We start from the raw sequence: 21,359 nt of genomic DNA, 5'->3' as shown, positions 1-21,359 counted from the left end.
GTTAGTTATAATTAGAGAGATTTGAAGCCGCATGGTTGGCGGCATCTTGTTTTTTCTTTAGGATAGACTGAAATGTGAGTGGCTCAGTCACTGAAGTGAGTGCAGTTTCATTTTTAGCTGGGCATTGATGGAGTAAATTAACAGATTGTGCCGTGACACCAAGCACCAGCCATTCGTTATTCATTTCAACCACAACAACACGCTCTTTATTGCCTAGTGAGCAACTCGATTTGACTTTTATTAATGAGGGTTTACCTAAATTTCTAGGCGCAAAACCAAGTTTTTTCACTAGCCAAGCACCGGCCAATATCAACAAAATGATGCCACCTAACGCCCCTGAAACTTGCACTAAACTATCGCTATTGCTAATCGCAGGGGATATTTGGCTGCTAGGTTGTTCGGTCTGGCTGATAAAAGGTGTTGTTTTCATTTCAGTCTAGTCTCCGCTGTCTTATTAACGACTTAAACGGCGCATACGCTCTGAAGGTGTAATGATGTCCGTGATACGGATACCGTAATTATCAGAAACGACTACAACTTCACCTTGTGCAATTAAGTAACCATTAATGAGAATATCCAATGGCTCACCGGCTAATCCATCGAGAGAAACGACAGAGCCTTGTGACAAACTTAATAGCTTTTTAATCGTCATTTTTGTGCGCCCCAGTTCGACAGAGAGGCGAACGGGGATATCCATAATAAGATTGATATCAGAAAGCTGATTGAGTGCATTTTGCCCATCAAGATTTGCAAACGCCTGTGCACCGGCAGAGGCGGATTCCGCTTTCTTTTGTTGCTCCAGTGCCTCAGCCCATAAGTCCTCACTGTCGTGATTGGTTGATGCATCAGGAGAATTCTTCGCCTCACTCATTGGTACTTTCCTCATCTAGAGTGTTTAAAACAGGGTTAATCAAATGTTCTACACGCAATGCATATTGGCCATTTTGGGTTCCGTATTGACTGGTCAACACAGGCACGCCATCAACACTAACGATGAGGCGATCTGGCTTCTCAATAGGGATAACATCCCCTTTTTGCAATTGCAGTAAGCGAGATATCCGCAGTGGAATATCGACAAAATTTGCGACTAGCTCTAACTCTGAGCGCTTGACTTGGGTGACTAAATTACTCACCCAAGCTTCATTTTCTTGATGTCCTTGCTCCACAGGTGGGTTAATCAACCGTTCACGTAACGGTTCAATCATGGCAATAGGGATACAGATACTGAATTCACCAATGGTATTTCCTATCTCGACTAAGAAAGGTGTCGTGACCACGATGTCATTAGGCGATGTCGTAATATTGGTAAACTTCACCTGCATTTCGGAACGAACATATTCCACATCAATATCAGCGATAGGCCTCCAAGCATCACGGTAAGCGCTTAATGCCAATTTCAGCATACGATGAATAATGCGCTGCTCGGTATTGGTAAATTCCTTGCCTTCTGAGCGAACAGGAAAACGTCCATCGCCACCAAATAAGTTATCGACCGCGATATACACCAGCGCAGGTTCGAATGTGAATAATGCCGTACCGCGTAACGGTGGCATATGAATAAGGTTCAAGTTTGTAGGAACAGGTAAGTTACGAGCAAATTCATGATAAGGCTCGATTTTTATGCCACCAACAGTAATGTCAGGGCTACGGCGTAACATATTAAACAACCCCATACGGAATTGGCGTGCAAACCGCTCGTTAATAATTTCGAGTGATTGCATCCGCTCCCGAATAACACGACGTTGGGTATTCGGGTCGTAAGGGCGAACCTGCTCTTTGTCTTTAGGTTGTGTCGCTGATTCATTTGACGATGGTGCGTCATCATTGAGCAACGCATCGATTTCAGCCTGAGATAAAATATTATCGCTCATCTGAATTACCGCAAAATAAATGTCGTAAATAACACGTCGGTGATCTCCTGATCGTTTTCGCCGGGGATCACAGTTGGAGACAAAGTTTTTTTAATGGCTTGCATTAATTGCAATTTACCGTCATGAGTACTGAGTGCTTTCGGCTTCTGCTCTGATAGCAATAACAACAAACGGCTACGGACTTCAGGTAGAAAATCATGCAGTTGCTTGCGTGATTTCTCATTTGCTAATCGTAACGTGATATTGATATACAGAACCCGATCGGGGGATTCGTTCAGTCCCGGAAGGTTGACGGTAAAAGGTTCTAAATCCATAAAAATAGGTTGGGATAGCTTAGGTGATTTCTCTTCCTCATTAACTGAATTTGCCGTCTGTTGCGTTGTCCACCATGTATAACCACCAAAACCCGCACCGGCAATGGCGAGAAGGGCGAACAGCACGAGCAACCCTTTGTTTGAATTCTTAGATGTATTGCTTGAAGACGACATGTTAGCAAAATTCCTATTTATGAAGACCAAACCCACCTCGGGGTTTTTTACTTTGTTATCTTTAGCATTATGGCTTGATTGAGCCAGACTAAAGGGGGGAAAAACGAAACAAAAAGGGGGTAACTCGGCGCTTTAATTACGAAATCACCACCTCTCGTTTAAAAATTAAGCGAATGTATCGATCCCACCTCGTGTGCGAATGGTGGAAGTCGTCGGTGACACTGCCGCCATCTCAGTACTTGTCACGCTGCTAAGCGTTTGTCCGCCATACAGATTTTTTTCGTGACCTTGCTCTGAGTGCGTATCCGCATTCGATTGATCACTAAAGTTATCTTGCCCAACCGAGCCTTGAGCCAAATGGATGCCACTTTCTTGTAACGCATTACGTAAGATTGGCATCATGGTTTCCATCGCGGCACGTACTTGACTGTGAGGCGACACAAAATGCATAACGGCTTGGTTATCTTCAATGCGTAGGTGAACATTTAACGAGCCAAGCTCTTCCGGATGTAAGCGAATTTGTGCATGTGAGACCCCTTGGCGTGAGAAAAACAGCATATGTTGGTTCAATTGCTGTTGCCAGGCTTCACTGCCTAATGGTACTCCCGGCTGCATGGGGATAACGGGCACATTCGTCGAAACTATTTGAGAACTGTTAGGCAGCGGCGTTAAGCTGACCGTTTGAGTGGGTGATGAAGGTGCCATTTGAATGGCATCACTGCCCGTTGTCGGGGTAAATGCCCCTTTAATTAGGGCGCCGTTATCTGCCGTCGCAAAGGTAGGTACGATGGAGCTTGGTGCCTCTTTATCCGCCAGTTTTTTATTTAATGGCATAAAGTCTGAGGATAAGTTTTTGGTTAAGCTCTCGCGGCCTTCATTGAGTGAGAAAAGTGGTTGATCTTTACGCGGCTCTCGCTCATTTTTAATGAAAGCCCCTAATGATGGCGATTCTTCTTCGCCGGCTAATTGCATTTGAGCACTTAGGTCAATTGGCTCATCCATTGTTGCCATCGCCACCAACGAGTCATTTAAAGGTTGAGTTTTTTGGGCAAATGGCACTAAAGCCGCTCGCTGACCATCAGCAAATTTTGTTGTTGCTGACGACAGGGTTTGCTGATCAACGGCATTTTTCAGGTTAGCTAACCACACTTGCTCAACAGCGTCTGATTGCGCCAATAATTGCGATTGTAAAGCAGGTTGCTCGCTACCGTTGCGTAAGTGGCGGCTATAATTTAGTTGCTCAATTGCCTGCTCTGCTTGTTCCTTTTCTTTTCCCGTGGATGGCTCATGGGCTTTGGTTGTTAAACGCTCATCAGCACTTGTAGGCTTTTGATTAGCCTGCTTGTCCATCGTTGGTTCAGACGTAGACGCTTTTTGTGGCGTGGGTTGCTGGCTTTCCAACGCGGCTTGAAAAGGCACCACCACCTCTTGGTTATCATCAGCACGTGATTGATTTGGCTGCGTATGGCCGTTTTTAGCGCCATTTGCTGCCGTAATGGCTGGAGAGCCTGTATTATTGACGTCCATTTATTGATTTCTCCGTAACATTGCGCGCTGAGCATATTCATCCATCTGCTTTTGCTCTAGGCGGTTTAAACGTTGGTTTTTAGTTTGCTCAGCACGTTGAATTAAAGTGTCGAATGCATTGACGCGTTGCTGTTTTTCTTGCCAATGGCGGTTAGCTTCGCTAACACGTTGCTCCCATAATGAAAGCTGTTGCTGCTGTTGCTCAATGGTGAGTTCTAATGTGACTAAAAACTGCTGGTAGTTTTGCCATTTATCAGCATCTATCCCACTGTGCAGTGTTTGGTTTAATTTTTGCCGATATTCAGCCTGATAGTTCTCTAACATATTGAGTTGTTGAGTCATTTGTACCTGCGTTTGTCGAACTTGGGCCAACACCTTTGCGGCTTCTTCAGAGGCCTCAACGGCTAAACTCAATAATGTATCTAACGCATTGTTTTTACTCATTTAACCCTCATTACTCATTTGGAACAGCATGCACCAATTGTTCGCAAGCACTTTGATAATCGCAGCGCTCATCAATGTCTTGTTGTAAAAACTTCGACATACGGGGGTAATATTGGATTGCCATATCTAACAGCGGATCACTGCCTGTTGCATACGCACCCACATTAATCAGATCGCGGTTGCGTTGATAACTGGAGGTGAGCTGCTTGAAGCGTTGGATTTGGCGATAATGTTGTTTATCAATTAACTCTGTCATCGCTCGGCTGATTGATGCCTCAATATCGATAGCCGGATAGTGGCCTGATTCCGCCAGTGATCTTGATAGCACGATATGCCCATCGAGAATGGCGCGGGCAGAATCTGCGATAGGATCCTGTTGGTCATCCCCTTCGGTTAATACGGTATAAAAAGCGGTAATAGAGCCACCATTTTTGCCGTTACCTGCCCGTTCGACTAATGCAGGTAATTTGGCAAAAACAGAAGGTGGATAGCCTTTTGTTGCAGGAGGTTCACCGATGGCTAAGGCAATTTCTCGTTGAGCCATACTGTAACGGGTGAGGGAATCCATGATCAGCAATACGTTTTTTCCTAGGTCACGGAAGTACTCGGCAATCCGTGTCGCATAAGAAGCCCCTTGCATACGTAATAGTGGCGAGACATCAGCAGGTGCCGCAACCACAACGGCACGTTTTAAGCCCTCGGCCCCTAAAATATTTTCGATAAAATCTTTGACCTCACGACCACGCTCACCAATCAAGCCAACCACAATAATGTCAGCCTGAGTGAAACGCGCCATCATGCCGAGTAAAACACTTTTTCCGACCCCTGAACCTGCAAATAGCCCCATGCGTTGGCCTCGCCCAACGGTCAGTAAGGCGTTAATGGCGCGTACGCCCACATCCAAAACACTATGGATAGGCGTGCGTTCTAATGGGTTAATAGGAGGCGTGATCAATGGCGCCCGTTGCTTGGCGTCCAATGGGCCTTTTCCATCGAGCGGTGTACCTTGCGCATCAAGAATACGTCCTAATAGTTCATCCCCTAATGGCAACAAACGACTGGTTTGTCCATCATCACCGTTAGTTTGTGCATAGACGCGCGCGCCCGGCGCAATCCCTTCTAGGTCAGCAAGTGGCATCAGTAGCATGCGTGGGCCATTAAAACCGACAACTTCACAAACCACTTCGTCATGGCGATCGTTAATGGCTCGTTCGACAAAGCAGGTGGCGCCTAATGGCATCTTGATCCCTTCTGCCTCCATGACTAACCCGGTTATTTTTGTCAGTCGTCCATAGCGACGTATCATTGGGATCCCTTTCATTCGGGATTCAAAGCCTTCAAGTGCAGCAATCCAGCGACTCATTCGTACGGTCATGAGAGTGTCTCCGGCGCGTAGAGGCGGCATAGCTCTTGCCAGCGCGTTGCCACTGTCATATCGATTTCGCCATCTTCAGCGACGACACGACAACCACCAAGATGCAGCTTCGGATCGCCAACTAAGCGCCAGCCATTCAAATTCAGCAGCGAGCCTAAATGTTGCTCGATCAATGCTGTGTGAGCTGGGTTAACGTGTAGTTCAGGTTGCCCAGAAAACAGCGGTTTTTGCTGTAACAAATGGCTGATCTCTTCCAGCAAGGCCGTGCCATCACAAATGGTGGATTGACCGAGCACTTGTTTTGCGGCAGTTAAAGCAATTTGTAAAAGCTTAGTGGTGATCACGGTATCGAAACTATCTAATGAATAATGAAATTCAGATAGCAGCTTTTGCCATGTATCAATAATTGGTTGCTCTTGAGCCAGTGCTTGCTGGCGGCCTTGCTCTGTACCTTCGCGTTGGCCTTGCTCAAAACCAGCTTGATAGCCTTCTTTTTTACCTAGCTCATAACCTTGTTGGAAACCTGTTCGTTGAGCTTCTTCTTTTAAGTTATCAAGAATATTAATTTGTTCGAGTACCTCTTGGGGTTCAAGACACGGTACTGCTGGTTTGGTTGGCTCAGGGAGTTCCTCCGGTGAAGAGACACCGGAGGCGTTGAGATCCCATTGATTCAGTTCGCGCAACTGCCAAGGTTGCCATGCTTCTGGATTAATCGGGGATTTAGACATAGACATCGTCTCCACCACCGATGGTGATCTCGCCTTTTTCTGCTAGGCGACGGACAACCATAAGAATAGCTTTCTGCTCGTTTTCCACTTGAGACATGCGTACTGGTGAACGGGATTCCAAATCATCGCGCACAATTTCAGCCGCACGAACAGCCATATTGTTGAGGAAGTGGTCGCGTAGAGCTTGATTGCAGCCTTTGAGCGCAATAACCAGAGAGTCGTTGGAGATCTCTTGTAGGATGCGTTGAATACTGCGATTGTCGACTTCGATAAGGTTTTCAAATAGGAACATTTCATCAATAATGCGTTGTGCCAATTCACCATCGTAATCGCGCATTGCGTTGATAACGCTTTCTTCTTGCTGATTTTTCATTAAGTTAATAATTTCAGCCGCTGTTCTTACGCCACCCATTTTGCTGCGTTTGAGATTTTGTCCATCAAGCAGATTATTGAGGACTTCCGTCAGTTCTGCTAAAGCAGCAGGTTGCACACCACCAAAGGTTGCGATACGCAACATAATGTCATTGCGTTGACGCTCTTCGAACAGCTCTAAAACATCGGCAGCAAGGTTACGCTTAAGGTGAACTAATATGGTTGCGATAATTTGTGGATGCTCATCACGAATAATATCGGCCACAGTTTGTGGCTCCATATAGTTAAGACTTTCAATACCTGATGTGCTCTCTTGCTTATCGAAAATATCTTCAAGTAGGCTAGCTGCGCGCTCTTCACCCAGCGCTTTAACCAGTACCGAACGGAGATAATCATTGGTATTGATATTTAATGCCGCAAATTGAATCGCCGATTCTTCAAACTCAGTGAGCACTTCTGCTAACTCATTGTTAGAGATTTGGCGCATGTTTGAAACAGCCATACTTAGTTGCTGCACTTCTTTTGGGTTCAAATGCTTAAAGACCTCAGCGGCCTGATCTTCGCCGAGAGTCATTAGCATCACGGCACTTTTTTCGGTTCCACTTAACATTATTGTGCTTTTCCTAACCACTGACGGATAACCATTGCCACGACTTGTGGATCTTTTTCAGCCATTTCACGAATACGCTGACTTTGGATCTCTGCACTCACACGTTGGCGAGTTAAGCGACGACGGGTTTGCTCGTCCATATCTTCATTAATTTCTTCATCAACCACGAGAGGGGTTTTAGGCTGAGCCGCCACAAACACTTCTGCCGCCGATTGGGCTTGTTGAGTTTGACGATATTTCACCCATTGTGGTTTGACGCCGAAACGCCACATCAACCAAGCAATGATGGCTATCAAGATGATTTTGCCGTAATCCAACACTTGAGCGATAAATTGAGGGTTTTCAAGCATGGATGGTTGTTCTTCAACGACAGTATCGTTGGTAAACAATGAGTTAGTGATACTCAGTGAATCGCCGCGTGTGCTGGAATAGCCCATCGCTTCACGGGTTAACGACTCAATTTGCTGCATCATTTCTGGTGATAATGGTTTCATCTGTTGTGTGCCATCTTCACCATCTTGCGGTAAATAGTTGATGATCACAGCTACGGATAGTCTGTCGATAACGCCAATTTGACGTTGGGTATGGCTAATTTTGCGATCGACTTCGTAGTTTGTGGTTTCATCACTTTGTGAAAGGCTAGAGCCATTATTAGAAGGGCTATTTTGTGCCGAATTTGCACCTTTATTATCGGTAGAAATAGGGGCACTTGGCGCACTTGGTGGCTGATTAGATAGCGCACCTGGCACACCACCTACACCACTGGTATTGTTTTGCGAGCTTTGGCTATTTTGGCGAGAGCGTACGGCTGCGCTATTTGGCGTTTGATTAGGCTTATACTCTTCGGAGGTTTGTTCAACCTTCGAAAAATCCATTTGTGCCGTGACTTGGGCATGCACATTAGCGCGCCCCACTAAAGGCGAAATGATGTCTTCAATGCGCTGTTTTAGATGGGATTCCATCTCTTTGGTCATTTTAATTTGCGCATTGTTGGCAGATTGTTGGCTATTATCATTATTTGTGAGCAAGCGACCCGTTTGATCAACGATGGTCACGTTAGCCGCCGTTAGGCCAGAGACACTGCTTGATACCATATGGACAATTGCCGTGATTTGTCCTTCGTCTAGCATGCGTCCGGGCAATAAGCCGACGGTCACCGAAGCGGTGGGGAGTTTCTGTTCACGGACAAATAATGTCGGTTTGGGGATAGCTAAATGCACTCGTGCATTTTGAACAGGACTGAGTGATTCAATCGTGCGCGATAATTCACCTTCTAATGCACGTTGATAGTTAACTTGCTCACTAAATTGGCTAATCCCAAACTGCTCTTTATCTAATAGTTCAAAGCCTGTATTGCCACCTTTAGGTAATCCTGATTGTGCCAATTTCAGACGAAGTTCATGAACTTTTTCGGCGGGTACTAAAATTGCACTGCCGTTATCCGCAATTTGATACGGTACGTTCATTTGGGTTAATTGGCTGACAATATCACCGCCATCTTTTGCGCTGAGATTGCTTAACAATACACGATAATCCGGACTGCGTAGCCAAAGAAGTAGGGCGACAACGACGGCAATCGCTGCGGCGCCAGCAATCATTAATGGGATTTTTGGGGATGCTTTGAAGCGTGCTGCAATAGATGCAAACCCTTTTGAAGCTTCTCCCGTCTCTTTCGATGCGGCACTCATAGATATTCCCTGCCTTGCAGAATCAACAGATGAAAACACTTTTGGCGAAACAATGTTATTCCCTCTTCGTAACGTCACTTTTTTACGCTGCTATTATTGATGACTCTGATAAATCTAATGACGGAATCAGCCTATCATTTTGGTGTTATTTATCGGCTTCAAGTTAAAAAGGCTGTGTTAGGGTATGCAGCTATATAAAACAGCGATGGTTGTTCGCACAGACATTGAAGAGAAGAAAATGACAATCCAAGCAATTGAAGGGGTGTTGTCGCAGCTACAGACAACGGCATTACAGGCCGCAAACCATCAAAAACCGGTGGTTGAACCCGTTGGATTTGCCGATCATCTGGTTTCAGCGGTTAATCAAATCAATACCGTGAGAAACCAATCGGCAAAACAGATAGAAGACTTTACATTAGGTAAAAGTAATGTCTCGTTAAATGATGTTATGGTGGATATGCAAAAAGCCAGCTTGAGCCTACAAATGGGGATCCAAGTGCGTAATAAGTTGGTTGCGGCGTACCAAGAGGTGATGTCGATTCCTGTTTAGCAGTCGCCCTCGCTCGTCACCTTTTTCACCTAACGATGTTGTCCACACTCGTTCGCCCTAGTGACATGCTTATGTATGCTCCTAGGGTTTCTTGCCTTTGCTATTTTGTCGGAACACTAATGTTATAGCGCTAGCTTGCCACTGTTTGCACCCTCGTGTGTTGGCGACGCTCGCTCGCCCTCGTTACATACTTGTGTATGCTCTAGAGTCTCTTTCTTTTATTACTTTGTTGGAGCACAAAAGTCATAGAGCTAGATATTGGGTCAATTATACCTTGCAAAAGAAGGCACAGAGGTATTGGCTCCGCGAGTGAAAAACTTAAATGAAACGCTACATTAATAAATTAAAGATAAGCTATGTCATCATATATTGGGTTGAGGGATTAATTTACGTGTTTTTTTAGACAACTACTCTGTTGATTAAATTGTTTTGAACATTTTGGGGGTGGATAAATAAATATTTTAACTGTTTCTTTTTACTTTCAATTGAAGCAGAAAGTTGAGAAGGCGCTCAGTAAATGGAAACAGTTCATTGTATATAGAAAACCCCAGCTAGGCTGGGGGGCCGTAAAGCTTTCAGTTTTGAATAAGATATAAAAACCCCTTTTGATTTGTTAAAACATCTTGCGGCCTGGCAACGGGAAGAGTCAAATAAGAAATCAAAAGGGGGGTTCCAATGGGAGACGAAAAGAGCTTAGCGCATACACGATGGAATTTGCACCCAAATATAGAAGACAAGTTTTTCACGGTGAAAAACGTAGAGCGGTAGGCAGTATTTTAAGAAAGTTATGTGAGTAGAAGAATGTCAGAGCCGTTGTGCGCCTGTTAGGGCGCGGTAGGTAACAAAGCCTTATCGGCGCATATTAAAAACCTCCGGCTACGCCGGAGGATATTTTTTACTTAAGCATAAATATCATCAAAAATGATGAGTTACCAACCAATGGCGATACCTGCACCAACAACCGCACTATCGGCATTATTCCATGCGATAGAGCTACGCAGATTCAGATCCTTTTTTAATTGGTATTGTGCTCCAGCAGCAATAGCATTGCCATTACGGTAATGACCCAAGCCAATGCCAGCACTAAAACGTGTATTTAACGAATAAGGGATATTAGACATAGCTGCCACAGAAGCGATACCTGAGTTGGCCTGTTTTTCCATTTTAGTGATTTTTTTATCTAGCTGGGTAAAACGTACTTTATTGAAGGCTTGTGTGTTATCGAAATTTTGCTGGAAATGGGCAAACCTATTTTGATTTTCAGCTTGGATTGTACTGTGTTGTGAATCGAGTAACTCAAGCTTATTGTCTAAATCACGGTGATGCTCAATCAATCGGTTATCAATATAATCATTGTTAATATTAATCGACTGTTGGATCTTTTCATCAATCTCCGTGATCGTCGGCGTCACTTTTTTATCTTGTTTGATGAGTTGTTGATACACTAACTCTTCTAGGGTAGGTATTTCGATATTTTTTGCTTGTTCTGCCCTGTAATGTTTGAATAATTCAGCGGCTTTTTGGAACTCAGCTAGTGACTCAGCGACATCGAAGGCAACCTCTGTTGCGCTCGGAAATAGGGGGGCCGCCTGTGCTGAATGTGAAAGTGCTAATACCGCCATTGAACTCGCCAATAACGTTTTTTTCATGTTGATATCCTTATTAATGAAATAAACGCCTCTAATTTTTGCTTTTATTACATTCAAAAAGAGGCATTAATTTATATTAGAGTTAATGGCCACTTTTGAATATTCTAATATTACTCTCAATGATATCGTAAAAAGTGATTTGGTATGAATTAAGCGCGGTTTTATACACTTTATAAATGATAAAATAAAAGCAATATGCCATGATATTTTAATTTTACTATTATCATAAATAACGGAGATTAAAATATTAGCATTTTGAATGTATTTTCTGAGATAACGATTTTTATTAATTTATATTATTAATTAATCATATGGTTAAAACCTTAGCATAGTTAGGGTTGCTAAGCTGCGATGGGGCGACGATAAACGATGTAGCAATAAAAATAAGCGGCTATTATTTTTAGTGTTTTTTTCTAGATAACATGTTATTTTTCTGTGAAATTATAGGGTGTTTTATTTTTAGGTTAACCTAGTTGATCTTGATGTGATTTTTTTAGCTAGTGGGTAATGCCATTTTTTGCATCTTATCGTCAATTTAAAAAGACGATAATGCGTAATAGTTTGAATAAAGAGTATGACAGATAGGATTTTTGAGATATGGCAGTAAGAGCTATTATTGAGATACCCGATGAGCGGTTACGCGTTAAATGTGACCCAGTCACCGACATTGCGGCAGCACAGCCATTAATTGATGATTTATTGGATACCATGTACAGCACCGATAATGGTATTGGCTTAGCAGCGACGCAAATTGGCGCAACATTATCGGTGATGGTGATTGATATTTCTGAAAACCGTGATCAGCCTATGGTATTTGTTAACCCTGAAATTATTGAAAGTGAAGGGGAAACGAGCTACCAAGAAGGTTGTTTATCCGTGCCTGAAATTTATGCTGATGTGGCACGTTTTAAGCGCGTAAAAGTTAAGGCGCTAGATAGAGACGGGAAGGCGTTTATCACCGATTCTGATGAATTTTTGGCGATTGTAATGCAGCATGAAATTGACCATTTGCATGGAAAGGTTTTTCTTGATCATTTATCGACCTTAAAACGCAATATGCTGTTGAAAAAACTAAAGAAACAGCAGCGTTTAAGACAGTAATCGATCCATAAGTGTCAGGTAGGCCGCCTGACACACATGGCTATTCAATGGGTTTTATTGTTATTGGCGTATCTGGCTCATTAAATTGGCCGTAGCTATTATTGAGTGCTCGTTTTTGGTCCAGTTGCTTCATTTCTTTACTTAAAAAATCTAAGTGCTGTTGTAAATGCGTTTTCGTGATCTGCTCGTTCTCAATAATTTGATGTAATAACCTAACCAACTCATCGGTGATGGGTTGGTGTGCTTCAAACTCATGAGTTAGCTGCGTTAAATTTTCGACGGCATAAACATATTCTGTTTCGTGGGCAACTAACTGTTCCCACTGTTGTGCTTCTGCGAGTGCGACTAAATTTTCACTTAATGCTAAGACATCACGATAGATTTCATATAAATCGGTAGGTTTTTTATTATTCACCTGGTTATCTTTCATCCACATTTGCCCCGATCTGTTGCCAAGCTGACGCGATATCGGAGAGTAATTGGTAAACTTCTTGGATATAAGCCACATTATTTTCAAGATTAGCATTTAATAGGCGCATGATCATATAGTCATAAAGACTTGCAAGATTATCGGCGATTTCACCTCCGGCCTCATGGTTGAGCGCCTGTTTTAGACCTGTGTCAATAATATCGATTGCTTTAGAAAGTTCTTTGCCTTTTGCAGCGATATTATTTTGTTGCATAAAAATTTCAGCACGTTTGAGGGCGCTTAACGCCCCTCGATAGAGAATGCTAATCAGTTGGTATGGGGTCGCATTGGCAATTTCACTTTCCAAATCGACTTGTTGGTAGGCTTGTTTTGCTTTTTGCTGATACATAATTATTAACCTAACAGTCTGCCTAATGAGTTACTGGTGCTATTGAGTGAATTCATCATTTTATCTAAATTTTGGAATTGGCGGCGGTATAAATCCATGGTGTTTTCAATCTGCTTATTAGTTTGTTCAATACGCTTATCAAGGCTTTTCTTTTTCTTTTGTACGCCATCAGTCGCGTTATGCAGTGTGCCTTCGCGGGCATCGAGGGTATCTTTTAAGAAATTAAAGTTCTCGGTTGCAAAGCCCGTCTCTTTACCATCCCCCATAAAGAAACTTTTGACGCTACCAGGATTCTCTTTTAACGCTTTTTCGAACTTTTTATCTTCTATCTCTAATGTGCCATCAACTTTTTGTGTGATCCCCATTTTATTTAATAAATTAATTTCACCACTATCTTGTGCTGAACGTATTTGAGTACGTAATTGGCTTTGAATTGTGCGTAATGTCGAATCACCGATGAGTGGGCCATTGGTTTTATCTGGGGCGGTTCCTTTCGTTGTTGGCGTATATTTGGTCAATTCTTTGGCTAAATTCTGGAATTCGTTATAGGCGTCTACCCACGCTTTAATTTTTGCTTTAGCGGGCTCAATATCTTCAGAAATGATCAAATGGTCAGGTTTTTTGTCTTCACTCTCTTTTTTCAATGTCAAAGTGAGCCCAGGAAAGAGATCTTTTGCTTCATTGCTTTGTGATTCAAGTTCAAAACCATCAATATTTAGCAAGGCATTTTGCGGGGGAACTTTTTGCTCCATGCCGATGTTTTCTTTATCTTTTAAAACGACATTTCCACCACTGTCTAGTTCAGACTCAACATTCAGTATTTTAGCGAGCTCGTCATCACCTTCAACTTTGATATTAATACGGTGTTCAGTACCTTCTTTTTTGGAGGTAACGACAAGATGATAACGATTACTTTTATCTTTGATCACCGCGGCGGTGACCGTTTTATCTGTTTTATTGATAGCATCAGCGATTTCAACCAAAGAGGTGTGTTCATTATCAAGTTTGATAATAATGGGATCTTCTTCAGCAGGCTGAGTGATAGTGATAGTTCGCTCTGCGTTACCGTTACCTAATAATTTTTTATTATCATCATGGCCTTTAGTCGCAATAGTTTGTGCTTTCGCAAGTTGAGTGACTAGGACATCATGAACCCCAGCTACGGCCTTGCCATCTGTTTTAACGTCGAAGCTTTTATATTCACCGTTCACTTTGGTGGTGCTGATATCATTGTATTTTTTAAGATCTTCCGCCGCTTTTTTTAATTTTTCTAGAGATGACTGCATCTTACCAAAAGCGCTAATCTGTGCATCATAGCTGGCTTTTTGTGCCGTTAATGGCTCAAGGCGACGTTTTTCCATCGCTTCAAGTTGGTCCATTTGGTTATTTAAGTCTAAGTTTGCCCCGATACCGAGTGTCGATATACCAGCCATTGTTCTCTCCTAAAAAATTATTCTCATTTACAGGGTTATCGGCGAGAAGAACGGAAATCTTAGACTAAGTCGATAAATAATGATGGCAGGAGTTGACCCTACAAAACAGGGTATTTATCTCTATTGATAATCAATAATTTAAAATTTGCGGTTTATAAATTTATTTTGACAAAATAATTTACCGCTTGGAGCGGGGCGGTAGCTGGGTTTCTCGCTTTGAGATAAAAAATTTTTGTCGAAATCCCTAAAGCCCTTTTTTATGCCGCCGATAATGGTATTGCTGGCAACAAACTGTAAAGCCTAACAGATTGGCTAACTTTATTATTACGGAATAACAAGGACATATATTATGGCACAGGTTATCAACACTAACATCCTGTCTCTGACAACTCAGAACAACCTAAACCGTTCACAAAGCGTACTGGGTACTGCAATTGAGCGTCTATCTTCAGGTTCACGTATCAATAGCGCAAAAGACGACGCAGCAGGTCAAGCGATTGCTAACCGTTTCACTGCTAACATCAAAGGGTTGACCCAAGCTTCTCGTAATGCGAGCGACGGTATTTCAATGGCGCAAGTTGCTGAAGGCGCAGTTAACGAAATCAACGAAAACTTGCAACGTATCCGTGAACTGACTGTTCAAGCAGCTAACGGCAGTAACTCTGACAGCGATATCACTTCAATTCGTGATGAAGTACAACAACGTCTGGATGAAATCGACCGTATCTATCAACACACTGAATTTAACGGAACACAAATTCTAAATGGTGACACTGTTTCTTACCAAGTGGGTGCGAAAGATGGTCAAACTATCAGCATGGAAATGCAAAAAATGGATCTTGATACACTAGGTATCAAAGATTTCAAAGACAAAGTTGAGAAGGTTTCTGCGGCTGCAGCTGGTCCAAAAGAGCCAGCAGGTAAAGGCACTGCAATCACCGTAGATGCTGATAGCTATGCTGTTGGAACCGCTGGCGGCGCAAAAATTGGCACTGCTGAAATTTATGCAGATAAAACAGATCCTGCTAAATTCTATATCAAAGATACAACAGATAATAAATGGTACGCAGCGACTAAAGACACAACAACTACTCCAAGTAAAACTGAATATGTGAAAGGTGCTGAGATCACTGGTCTAGGTGGTGGTACTGCTGCAAAATCTGACGCATTAGATACTTTAGATACTGCACTGAAAAATGTGGATTCATACCGTTCTAAACTGGGTGCATTCCAAAACCGTATGCAATCTACTATCAATAACCTGAACAACTCAGTCAACAACTTGAGTGCGGCACGTAGCCGTATCCAAGACGCTGACTTTGCAACAGAAGTGTCTAACATGAGCCGTGGTCAAATCCTGCAACAAGCAGGTACTTCAGTTCTGGCACAAGCAAACCAAGTTCCACAAGGTGTTCTGAGCCTGTTACGTTAATTCGTCACGGATTAATATCAGTGATTGAAGGCCAGACGTTGTTCTGGCCTTTTTGTTTATCATTCAGGCATCACATTATATATTCACAGTGTAATTGTCTTCGCTAAATTTATTTAGGTTAGGATAAATAGCACTAATTTACCTCATTACTCTACGGATTGAATTATTGTGCAGCTAGCATAATGAATACCTTTATATAAGTTTTAAAGGGTGATTCCGGTTGTGAGTGATTTGTATACTGCCGAAGGTGTAATTAATAAAAATAGCCTATGGGAGCGTTATTATCCCTTAATACGACATGAGGCCCTAAAATTACAAGTGAGATTGCCTGCGAGCGTCGATATTGATGATCTTATTCAAGCTGGCGGTATCGGGTTATTGCATGCGTTAGAGCGCTTCGATGCTTCTCAAGGAGCATCATTTGCCACTTATGCAGTGCAGCGTATTCGCGGCTCCATGCTAGATGAATTGCGCAGTCGAGATTGGGCACCGCGTAGTGTGCGCCGACAAGCTCGTGAAATGGCTAAAGTCATTGGAGAATTAGAGCAATCATTGAGTCGCAGTGCGACGGAAAGTGAAATTGCCCAAGCACTCAATATTGACGTTACAGAATACCGTCAAGCCTTACTTGATACCAACAACAGTCAACTTTATTCCTATGATGAATGGCATGAAATTCATGGCGAAAGCTGTGAGCCTGCTATTGATGAAAGTGATGGAGGCAATCCATTAAGTTTACTGATGGAGTCTAATCTACGCGCACAAATCATTGAGGCAATTGAGCAGTTACCAGAGCGGGAGAAACTGGTACTTACCCTCTATTATCAAGAAGAATTGAACTTAAAAGAAATTGGTGCGGTTTTGGAGGTCGGAGAGTCGCGAGTCAGTCAGCTCCATAGCCAAGCCATAAAACGTTTACGCGGTCGCTTAAAATCATTAACGGAGTCGTAGGCTATTTACGATTAAAAGAGCAGACAGGGAAGTGGCTAGCTAAAGGATGAGAGTATCAATAATGTGACTGTAATTTATTGCGTATTATCGCTACGCTTCTATAAGTTGGCGCTCTTGACTTAAGATAGTGTAAAGAGCGCCAGAGGCGTTGGTTAAAGGCTCGCAGCGTCAGCAATTAATTGGCCTAAAGCTTGCCAATTTTCATTATCGATCAGCTCATTAGGCACCATCCACGAGCCACCACAAACTAATACAGATGGTAGTGCTTTATATTCTTTGATATTTTTGGGGTTGATCCCACCCGTTGGCATAAAGTTAACAGGATAAACCGCGCTCATTGCTTTTAGCATCGCTACGCCACCAGAAGCTTCTGCTGGGAAAAACTTCACTGTGGTTAAATTAAATTCTAATGCCTGCTCAACTAAGCTTGGGTTATTGAGCCCAGGGATAATAATGACATTTTTTTGTTGGCAATAAGCGACGATTTTAGGGTTAAAACCTGGACTTACGATAAAATCCACGCCAGCGTCAATGGCTTGATCAACCTGTTGCGTGGTCAATACCGTGCCCGCCCCAATAAGGATTTCGGGGTATGCTGCTCGCATATTTTTAATCGCTTGTACTGCGGCGGGAGTGCGAAAGGTGACCTCAGCACAAGGTAGACCATTTTCCATTAGCGCTTGTGCGAGAGGCGCGCCATGTTCCGCCTTGTTGATTGTGATCACTGGCACCACACTGATTTTTTTTAGTTTTTCGATTAATTGATTCATGTTTAGATCCCTTTGATATTGTTTAGCTCTATGATAGGCATCGCTTCACGCGGAATAATGGCGCCTCGGTGTTGGATCACGGTTCCTGCAAGTAAATGGCCTGTGCGAGCCGCTTCTTCAGGAGAGCCACCTAGAATTCGACAGGCAAGATAGCCTGCACTGAAAGAATCGCCAGCGGCGGTGGTATCAATGACGTGAGTCACTTTATTCGCAGCCACTTCGAATTGTTGATCGTGAATGATGATATAGCAGGGTTTTGCTCCGCGTTTAATAACGATCTCTTCAACACCCTGCTGCTGTGCACGTGCAATGGATTGGCTTTCTTGCTGATCACCATACAGCAGTTGCTCATCATCAAAAGTTAAAAATGCAATATCAGTCAGTGATAACATTTGTTGGTAGGCTTGCTGTGCCGCCTCGACAGAAGGCCATAATGCAGGGCGATAATTATTGTCAAAAATGACCTTAGCACCTGATTGGCGAGCCGTTGCTAACAGTGTAAACAGTAATTGGCGAGCGGGTTCAGGTAAAATGGCTAAGCTAATCCCACTTAGATAGATATATTGCTGTTGATTGAGTAATTGTTGAGTTCGCTCGGCGGTTTGCTCATTCAACCAAAATTTGGCCGCTGAGTTATCACGCCAATAAAAAAAACGGCGCTCGCCATCCTCTGATGTTTCAATTAAATACATACCGGGAAGGTGTTTTTCGGCGATCACGACATGGTCGGTATAGATCCCTTCGGCTTGCCAACTTTCTCGCATTTGTTGGCTAAAGGGGTCTTGACCAAGCCCCGTTAAATAGCGAGTGACAACACCTTGTTTGTGGGTTAAACGTGCAAGGTAGAGTGCACTATTTAGGGTGTCTCCGCCAAAAGTCTGCTTAAATAATTCCCCTGATTTTTGTAACTCAACCATACATTCGCCAATCACGGCAACTTGCAAAGCTGTAGCCATTTTTACCACCTATCGTTTTTATTTTTTATAACCGAATTGAGTCAAACCTCATTAGCTAACAGCATTAAAACCTATTTTTTAGACAAGTTCAAATAAAAATGAAACGCTGTTTTAAAAATATCAAATCACCGTTCTTGTTTTTCATGAAAGTGATCTTTATGCTGTTGAGTAAACATAAAGTCAGCACATCAAACCATCTGATATGGCTATCATATTGATTTGAATAAATAGGAAGGTGAATGGTGGATAAGGTCACGCAAACGGATGCCGTTTCGTCAGTAGTAAAAGTATTCAGTATTCTCAATGCATTAGGAGAACAAAAAGAGATTGGTGTGTCTGAGCTTTCACAACGACTGCTGATGTCAAAAGCGACTACCTATCGTTTCTTGCAAACCATGAAACAATTAGGTTATGTGGCACAGGAAGGGGAAGCGGATAAATATTCATTGACGCTTAAACTATTCGAGTTGGGGGCTAAATCTCTAGAGTATGTTGATTTAATTGAAATTGCTGATAAGGAGATGCGCCATATTGGACAGTTAACCCATGAAGCGCTGCACCTTGGTGCTTTTGATGATAATGCGATTATTTATATTCATAAAATTGATTCTAGCTACAACTTGCGCATGTACTCACGGGTTGGACGGCGTAATCCATTGTATTGTACCGCGATCGGTAAGGTGCTTTTAGCATGGCAGGATGAAGCAACAGTAACAGGTATTTTAGCGCAGATTGAATTCGTCAAAAAAACCGATACAACACTATTGAGTATTGAGGCGTTAATGGCTGAATTAGCGGTGGTGCGAGAGCAACATTATGCAGAGGATAGGGAAGAGCAAGAGTTAGGGTTACGTTGCATTGCCGTACCTATTTATGACCGCTTAGGGCATGTGATAGCAGGACTATCAATCTCCTTTCCTACAATTCGTTTTGATGAACAGCAGTTGGAATATTATATCCGTTTGCTAAAGGCTGCCGGACGTCAGATTTCAGAAAAAATGGGATACCACGCTTATCCGTCATAGTCAGGGTTTAAACCAGTTATTTTTCATTGAGCTTTATATGATTGACTATTTGATATTAAAGTTTAATTAAATCAATCGTTTGATGCTTGGTTAAACTATCACTTATTTGCGGATAAAAAGACCAATCACGCGAGTTTTTACTGATAAAACTCGCCATCTCATTTGTCATATTTATAATTTTGGCATTATCTTGTAATGAAAATATGATGATGCTTAAAAATTTATTGATATTTAGCCTATTTATTATGTCTCCCCAAGCCATAGCAACGGATTATACCTTCACAGAAAAAGCGCCTGCTGACCGTGTGTATGATGAAGATTATCAAGGTATTGATGCTATCAAGCAGCAGCAACGCTTCATGTTTGATCCAAACAAGAAAGTCGCTGAAGAGGAGCGCAGCTATGAAGATTTACTTGCTCAAAAACAACAAAATGATGCGTGGGATAGTTGGGGTAATGATGTCTGTCATCGCTCTTTCACCACGATGGGATGCACTAGTGAGCCAGCATGGTTGCATGATCCGCAACAATTGAAGCACATGATTGAACAAGCAGGAAAATAAGGTGAGGCAATGTATCGCCTCACCTTGGGCCGTTATTTCAGTGCGTTAGTGAAGCGTTCCGTGTATTCAAAATCTTTGGTTTGCTCGGGGTTACCTGAATAAGAGGCTGATGCGGACTCGCCGACGCCGACCCTATCGCGGGTTAAGCTCCACATTGAAATTAAGTTCACACCATTAGTTTTTGCAAAATTACTTAATGTATTGATATCGTTAAAATTAAACATAGACCTATCATCATTAAGGCCGATCATCGGTGTGACTTGTACTAAATCATACAGCTCAGCATCTGTCAGTGTAGGGTAGTAGGTTTTTAATTGGTTTTTTAGACTGGTTGCCACATCTACGGCGGCCTGCCCCATATTTTTATCCGTTCCTTGACCATAATCCATCGCCATACCATTCACTTTCATTTTTAAACCTGCGTTAACCGATTTTTGTACTAGCGCTAACCCTTTTTCGACAAGGCCATACGGCATAACAGGTAACGTTAGGCTCAAGGTGATATCAGGGTTATTTTTCACGATGGTTGATAGTGCGGTAAAGGTTTTATCGGCATCGTATAAATCATTTTCAAAATCAAAATCCAGTTGTGAGGCACCAAGTATATCAATGACTTCTTGGTAAGTTGCAATCAATTGGTCAACAGTCTGCCTTGCAGAGACATCATAGTTAGCTGCACCTCCGAATGACACAATCACTTTGATATTGGCTTCAATTAACGCATCACAAAATGGCTTAGCCCAAGCGATAGGCATACTCGAATATGCTCCCCATGCGGCATTATTATTAGGATCAGCGGTTAAAAAAGCCAAGTAAACACCATCAACGCTGTGACTAATTGCAGCTTGGCTATATTTAGGGTTTGGTTTGCCGTTAGGAGAAAGCGGGTCATTCCAAATCGCATCAACGGTCACATCCAAATAAGGGGCAAATAGTGTCTTGTTCATCATCATTTCTCCTTGAATAGGGGGAATTTTAGCCATCTGGCATCGCGCCATTAATGAACAA

General features: G+C 42.7%; 23 protein-coding genes and 1 pseudogene. 7 read left to right on the top strand and 17 right to left on the bottom strand.

Translation table 11 applies throughout. From position 1 onward, the window contains the following. Position 1 precedes the first annotated feature (1 nt). From fliO to fliF, 10 genes are all read right to left on the bottom strand, one after another. Entirely contained in the window at positions 2-430 is a 429-nt protein-coding gene (gene fliO / locus I3B46_RS13760; RefSeq protein ID WP_004918662.1) for a flagellar biosynthetic protein FliO, read from the bottom strand. 24 nt (positions 431-454) lie between these two features. Further along, on the bottom strand, positions 455-871 hold the full coding sequence (gene fliN / locus I3B46_RS13755; RefSeq protein WP_004918665.1) for a flagellar motor switch protein FliN: 417 nt from the start codon (positions 869-871) through the stop codon (positions 455-457). Next, a complete protein-coding gene (gene fliM, locus I3B46_RS13750) occupies positions 864-1,871 on the bottom strand; it encodes a flagellar motor switch protein FliM (RefSeq protein WP_004918669.1) in 1,008 nt (335 codons plus the stop codon). The genes fliN and fliM overlap by 8 nt, the downstream gene beginning before the upstream one ends. A gap of 5 nt (positions 1,872-1,876) precedes the next feature. Beyond that, positions 1,877-2,359 (bottom strand): flagellar basal body-associated protein FliL, encoded by a 483-nt coding sequence (gene fliL, locus I3B46_RS13745; RefSeq protein ID WP_004918672.1) that lies wholly within the window; start codon positions 2,357-2,359, stop codon positions 1,877-1,879. Positions 2,360-2,524: 165 nt separating this feature from the next. Continuing rightward, positions 2,525-3,886 (bottom strand): flagellar hook-length control protein FliK, encoded by a 1,362-nt coding sequence (locus I3B46_RS13740; RefSeq protein ID WP_104873397.1) that lies wholly within the window; start codon positions 3,884-3,886, stop codon positions 2,525-2,527. After that, positions 3,887-4,330: a flagellar export protein FliJ gene (gene fliJ / locus I3B46_RS13735; protein ID WP_004918676.1), complete on the bottom strand. Its 444-nt coding sequence runs from the start codon at positions 4,328-4,330 to the stop codon at positions 3,887-3,889. 10 nt (positions 4,331-4,340) lie between these two features. Continuing rightward, entirely contained in the window at positions 4,341-5,705 is a 1,365-nt protein-coding gene (gene fliI / locus I3B46_RS13730; RefSeq protein WP_004918680.1) for a flagellar protein export ATPase FliI, read from the bottom strand. Next, positions 5,702-6,433: a flagellar assembly protein FliH gene (gene fliH / locus I3B46_RS13725; RefSeq protein WP_014658075.1), complete on the bottom strand. Its 732-nt coding sequence runs from the start codon at positions 6,431-6,433 to the stop codon at positions 5,702-5,704. The genes fliI and fliH overlap by 4 nt, the downstream gene beginning before the upstream one ends. Beyond that, entirely contained in the window at positions 6,426-7,418 is a 993-nt protein-coding gene (fliG, locus tag I3B46_RS13720) for a flagellar motor switch protein FliG (protein ID WP_036944176.1), read from the bottom strand. The genes fliH and fliG overlap by 8 nt, the downstream gene beginning before the upstream one ends. Next, positions 7,415-9,103, bottom strand: coding sequence for a flagellar basal-body MS-ring/collar protein FliF (gene fliF, locus I3B46_RS13715; RefSeq protein ID WP_004918690.1), 1,689 nt, complete (start codon positions 9,101-9,103; stop codon positions 7,415-7,417). Before fliF ends, fliG begins: the two co-directional genes overlap by 4 nt. 238 nt (positions 9,104-9,341) lie before the next feature. Here fliF and fliE point away from each other — a divergent pair, with 238 nt between their 5' ends. Continuing rightward, the gene (gene fliE / locus I3B46_RS13710; RefSeq protein WP_014658077.1) at positions 9,342-9,653 is read left to right on the top strand and encodes a flagellar hook-basal body complex protein FliE; all 312 of its coding nucleotides are present in this window, start codon (positions 9,342-9,344) and stop codon (positions 9,651-9,653) included. Positions 9,654-10,328: 675 nt separating this feature from the next. Continuing rightward, positions 10,329-10,447, top strand: a pseudogene (locus tag I3B46_RS13705) (IS200/IS605 family transposase); the annotation flags it as partial. Positions 10,448-10,582: 135 nt separating this feature from the next. Here the strand turns inward: I3B46_RS13705 and I3B46_RS13700 are convergent. Then, entirely contained in the window at positions 10,583-11,302 is a 720-nt protein-coding gene (locus tag I3B46_RS13700) for a YadA-like family protein (protein WP_036943751.1), read from the bottom strand. A gap of 597 nt (positions 11,303-11,899) precedes the next feature. Here I3B46_RS13700 and def point away from each other — a divergent pair. Continuing rightward, positions 11,900-12,403: a peptide deformylase gene (gene def, locus I3B46_RS13695; protein WP_004918698.1), complete on the top strand. Its 504-nt coding sequence runs from the start codon at positions 11,900-11,902 to the stop codon at positions 12,401-12,403. 40 nt (positions 12,404-12,443) lie between these two features. On the opposite strand, the gene fliT is transcribed toward def, so the two are convergent. From fliT to fliD, 3 genes are read right to left on the bottom strand one after another with little or no spacing between them, the layout of a single operon-like run. After that, the gene (gene fliT, locus I3B46_RS13690; RefSeq protein ID WP_004918700.1) at positions 12,444-12,833 is read right to left on the bottom strand and encodes a flagellar protein FliT; all 390 of its coding nucleotides are present in this window, start codon (positions 12,831-12,833) and stop codon (positions 12,444-12,446) included. Beyond that, positions 12,823-13,221: a flagellar export chaperone FliS gene (gene fliS, locus I3B46_RS13685; RefSeq protein WP_004918702.1), complete on the bottom strand. Its 399-nt coding sequence runs from the start codon at positions 13,219-13,221 to the stop codon at positions 12,823-12,825. The genes fliT and fliS overlap by 11 nt, the downstream gene beginning before the upstream one ends. 5 nt (positions 13,222-13,226) lie before the next feature. Beyond that, the gene (gene fliD, locus I3B46_RS13680) at positions 13,227-14,654 is read right to left on the bottom strand and encodes a flagellar filament capping protein FliD (protein ID WP_004918704.1); all 1,428 of its coding nucleotides are present in this window, start codon (positions 14,652-14,654) and stop codon (positions 13,227-13,229) included. Between the two features lie 349 nt (positions 14,655-15,003). Here fliD and I3B46_RS13675 point away from each other — a divergent pair, with 349 nt between their 5' ends. Next, complete coding sequence (locus I3B46_RS13675; protein ID WP_104873398.1) at positions 15,004-16,086, top strand: FliC/FljB family flagellin; 1,083 nt, start codon at positions 15,004-15,006, stop codon at positions 16,084-16,086. A gap of 222 nt (positions 16,087-16,308) precedes the next feature. Further along, the gene (locus tag I3B46_RS13670) at positions 16,309-17,037 is read left to right on the top strand and encodes an RNA polymerase sigma factor FliA (protein ID WP_042116490.1); all 729 of its coding nucleotides are present in this window, start codon (positions 16,309-16,311) and stop codon (positions 17,035-17,037) included. Positions 17,038-17,189: 152 nt separating this feature from the next. Here the strand turns inward: I3B46_RS13670 and I3B46_RS13665 are convergent, their stop codons facing one another. Further along, complete coding sequence (locus I3B46_RS13665; protein ID WP_014658082.1) at positions 17,190-17,807, bottom strand: bifunctional 4-hydroxy-2-oxoglutarate aldolase/2-dehydro-3-deoxy-phosphogluconate aldolase; 618 nt, start codon at positions 17,805-17,807, stop codon at positions 17,190-17,192. A 2-nt stretch (positions 17,808-17,809) separates the two neighbouring features. Next, positions 17,810-18,763, bottom strand: a complete 954-nt coding sequence (locus tag I3B46_RS13660) for a sugar kinase (protein ID WP_104873399.1) — start codon at positions 18,761-18,763, stop codon at positions 17,810-17,812. A gap of 239 nt (positions 18,764-19,002) precedes the next feature. Between I3B46_RS13660 and kdgR the strand changes: the two genes are divergently transcribed. Both kdgR and I3B46_RS13650 read left to right on the top strand, forming a co-directional pair. Next, positions 19,003-19,788: a DNA-binding transcriptional regulator KdgR gene (gene kdgR / locus I3B46_RS13655; protein WP_040133018.1), complete on the top strand. Its 786-nt coding sequence runs from the start codon at positions 19,003-19,005 to the stop codon at positions 19,786-19,788. Positions 19,789-19,994: 206 nt separating this feature from the next. Then, positions 19,995-20,351, top strand: a complete 357-nt coding sequence (locus tag I3B46_RS13650; protein ID WP_014658084.1) for a hypothetical protein — start codon at positions 19,995-19,997, stop codon at positions 20,349-20,351. 32 nt (positions 20,352-20,383) lie between these two features. Here I3B46_RS13650 and I3B46_RS13645 read toward each other — a convergent pair whose 3' ends face one another. Further along, on the bottom strand, positions 20,384-21,301 hold the full coding sequence (locus I3B46_RS13645; protein ID WP_158002582.1) for a chitinase: 918 nt from the start codon (positions 21,299-21,301) through the stop codon (positions 20,384-20,386). Positions 21,302-21,359 lie beyond the last annotated feature (58 nt).

Source organism: Providencia sp. 2.29 (genome assembly GCF_015832305.1).
In the GTDB taxonomy this organism is placed as follows: Bacteria; Pseudomonadota; Gammaproteobacteria; order Enterobacterales; family Enterobacteriaceae; genus Providencia; species Providencia stuartii.
This window is presented reverse-complemented; position numbering and strand designations above follow the sequence as displayed.

What these genes read in the sequence shown, in the direction of transcription:
- fliS (WP_004918702.1), bottom strand. Translation starts at nt 13,221, where the DNA reads ATGTATCAGCAAAAAGCAAAACAAGCCTACCAACAAGTCGATTTGGAA.
- fliJ (WP_004918676.1), bottom strand. Translation starts at nt 4,330, where the DNA reads ATGAGTAAAAACAATGCGTTAGATACATTATTGAGTTTAGCCGTTGAG.
- I3B46_RS13675 (WP_104873398.1), top strand. Translation starts at nt 15,004, where the DNA reads ATGGCACAGGTTATCAACACTAACATCCTGTCTCTGACAACTCAGAAC.
- def (WP_004918698.1), top strand. Translation starts at nt 11,900, where the DNA reads ATGGCAGTAAGAGCTATTATTGAGATACCCGATGAGCGGTTACGCGTT.
- fliD (WP_004918704.1), bottom strand. Translation starts at nt 14,654, where the DNA reads ATGGCTGGTATATCGACACTCGGTATCGGGGCAAACTTAGACTTAAAT.
- fliO (WP_004918662.1), bottom strand. Translation starts at nt 430, where the DNA reads ATGAAAACAACACCTTTTATCAGCCAGACCGAACAACCTAGCAGCCAA.
- fliT (WP_004918700.1), bottom strand. Translation starts at nt 12,833, where the DNA reads ATGAAAGATAACCAGGTGAATAATAAAAAACCTACCGATTTATATGAA.
- I3B46_RS13645 (WP_158002582.1), bottom strand. Translation starts at nt 21,301, where the DNA reads ATGATGAACAAGACACTATTTGCCCCTTATTTGGATGTGACCGTTGAT.
- I3B46_RS13650 (WP_014658084.1), top strand. Translation starts at nt 19,995, where the DNA reads ATGATGCTTAAAAATTTATTGATATTTAGCCTATTTATTATGTCTCCC.
- fliF (WP_004918690.1), bottom strand. Translation starts at nt 9,103, where the DNA reads ATGAGTGCCGCATCGAAAGAGACGGGAGAAGCTTCAAAAGGGTTTGCA.
- I3B46_RS13660 (WP_104873399.1), bottom strand. Translation starts at nt 18,763, where the DNA reads ATGGCTACAGCTTTGCAAGTTGCCGTGATTGGCGAATGTATGGTTGAG.
- fliI (WP_004918680.1), bottom strand. Translation starts at nt 5,705, where the DNA reads ATGACCGTACGAATGAGTCGCTGGATTGCTGCACTTGAAGGCTTTGAA.
- I3B46_RS13740 (WP_104873397.1), bottom strand. Translation starts at nt 3,886, where the DNA reads ATGGACGTCAATAATACAGGCTCTCCAGCCATTACGGCAGCAAATGGC.
- fliM (WP_004918669.1), bottom strand. Translation starts at nt 1,871, where the DNA reads ATGAGCGATAATATTTTATCTCAGGCTGAAATCGATGCGTTGCTCAAT.
- fliL (WP_004918672.1), bottom strand. Translation starts at nt 2,359, where the DNA reads ATGTCGTCTTCAAGCAATACATCTAAGAATTCAAACAAAGGGTTGCTC.
- kdgR (WP_040133018.1), top strand. Translation starts at nt 19,003, where the DNA reads ATGGTGGATAAGGTCACGCAAACGGATGCCGTTTCGTCAGTAGTAAAA.
- fliN (WP_004918665.1), bottom strand. Translation starts at nt 871, where the DNA reads ATGAGTGAGGCGAAGAATTCTCCTGATGCATCAACCAATCACGACAGT.
- I3B46_RS13700 (WP_036943751.1), bottom strand. Translation starts at nt 11,302, where the DNA reads ATGAAAAAAACGTTATTGGCGAGTTCAATGGCGGTATTAGCACTTTCA.
- fliE (WP_014658077.1), top strand. Translation starts at nt 9,342, where the DNA reads ATGACAATCCAAGCAATTGAAGGGGTGTTGTCGCAGCTACAGACAACG.
- I3B46_RS13665 (WP_014658082.1), bottom strand. Translation starts at nt 17,807, where the DNA reads ATGAATCAATTAATCGAAAAACTAAAAAAAATCAGTGTGGTGCCAGTG.
- fliH (WP_014658075.1), bottom strand. Translation starts at nt 6,433, where the DNA reads ATGTCTAAATCCCCGATTAATCCAGAAGCATGGCAACCTTGGCAGTTG.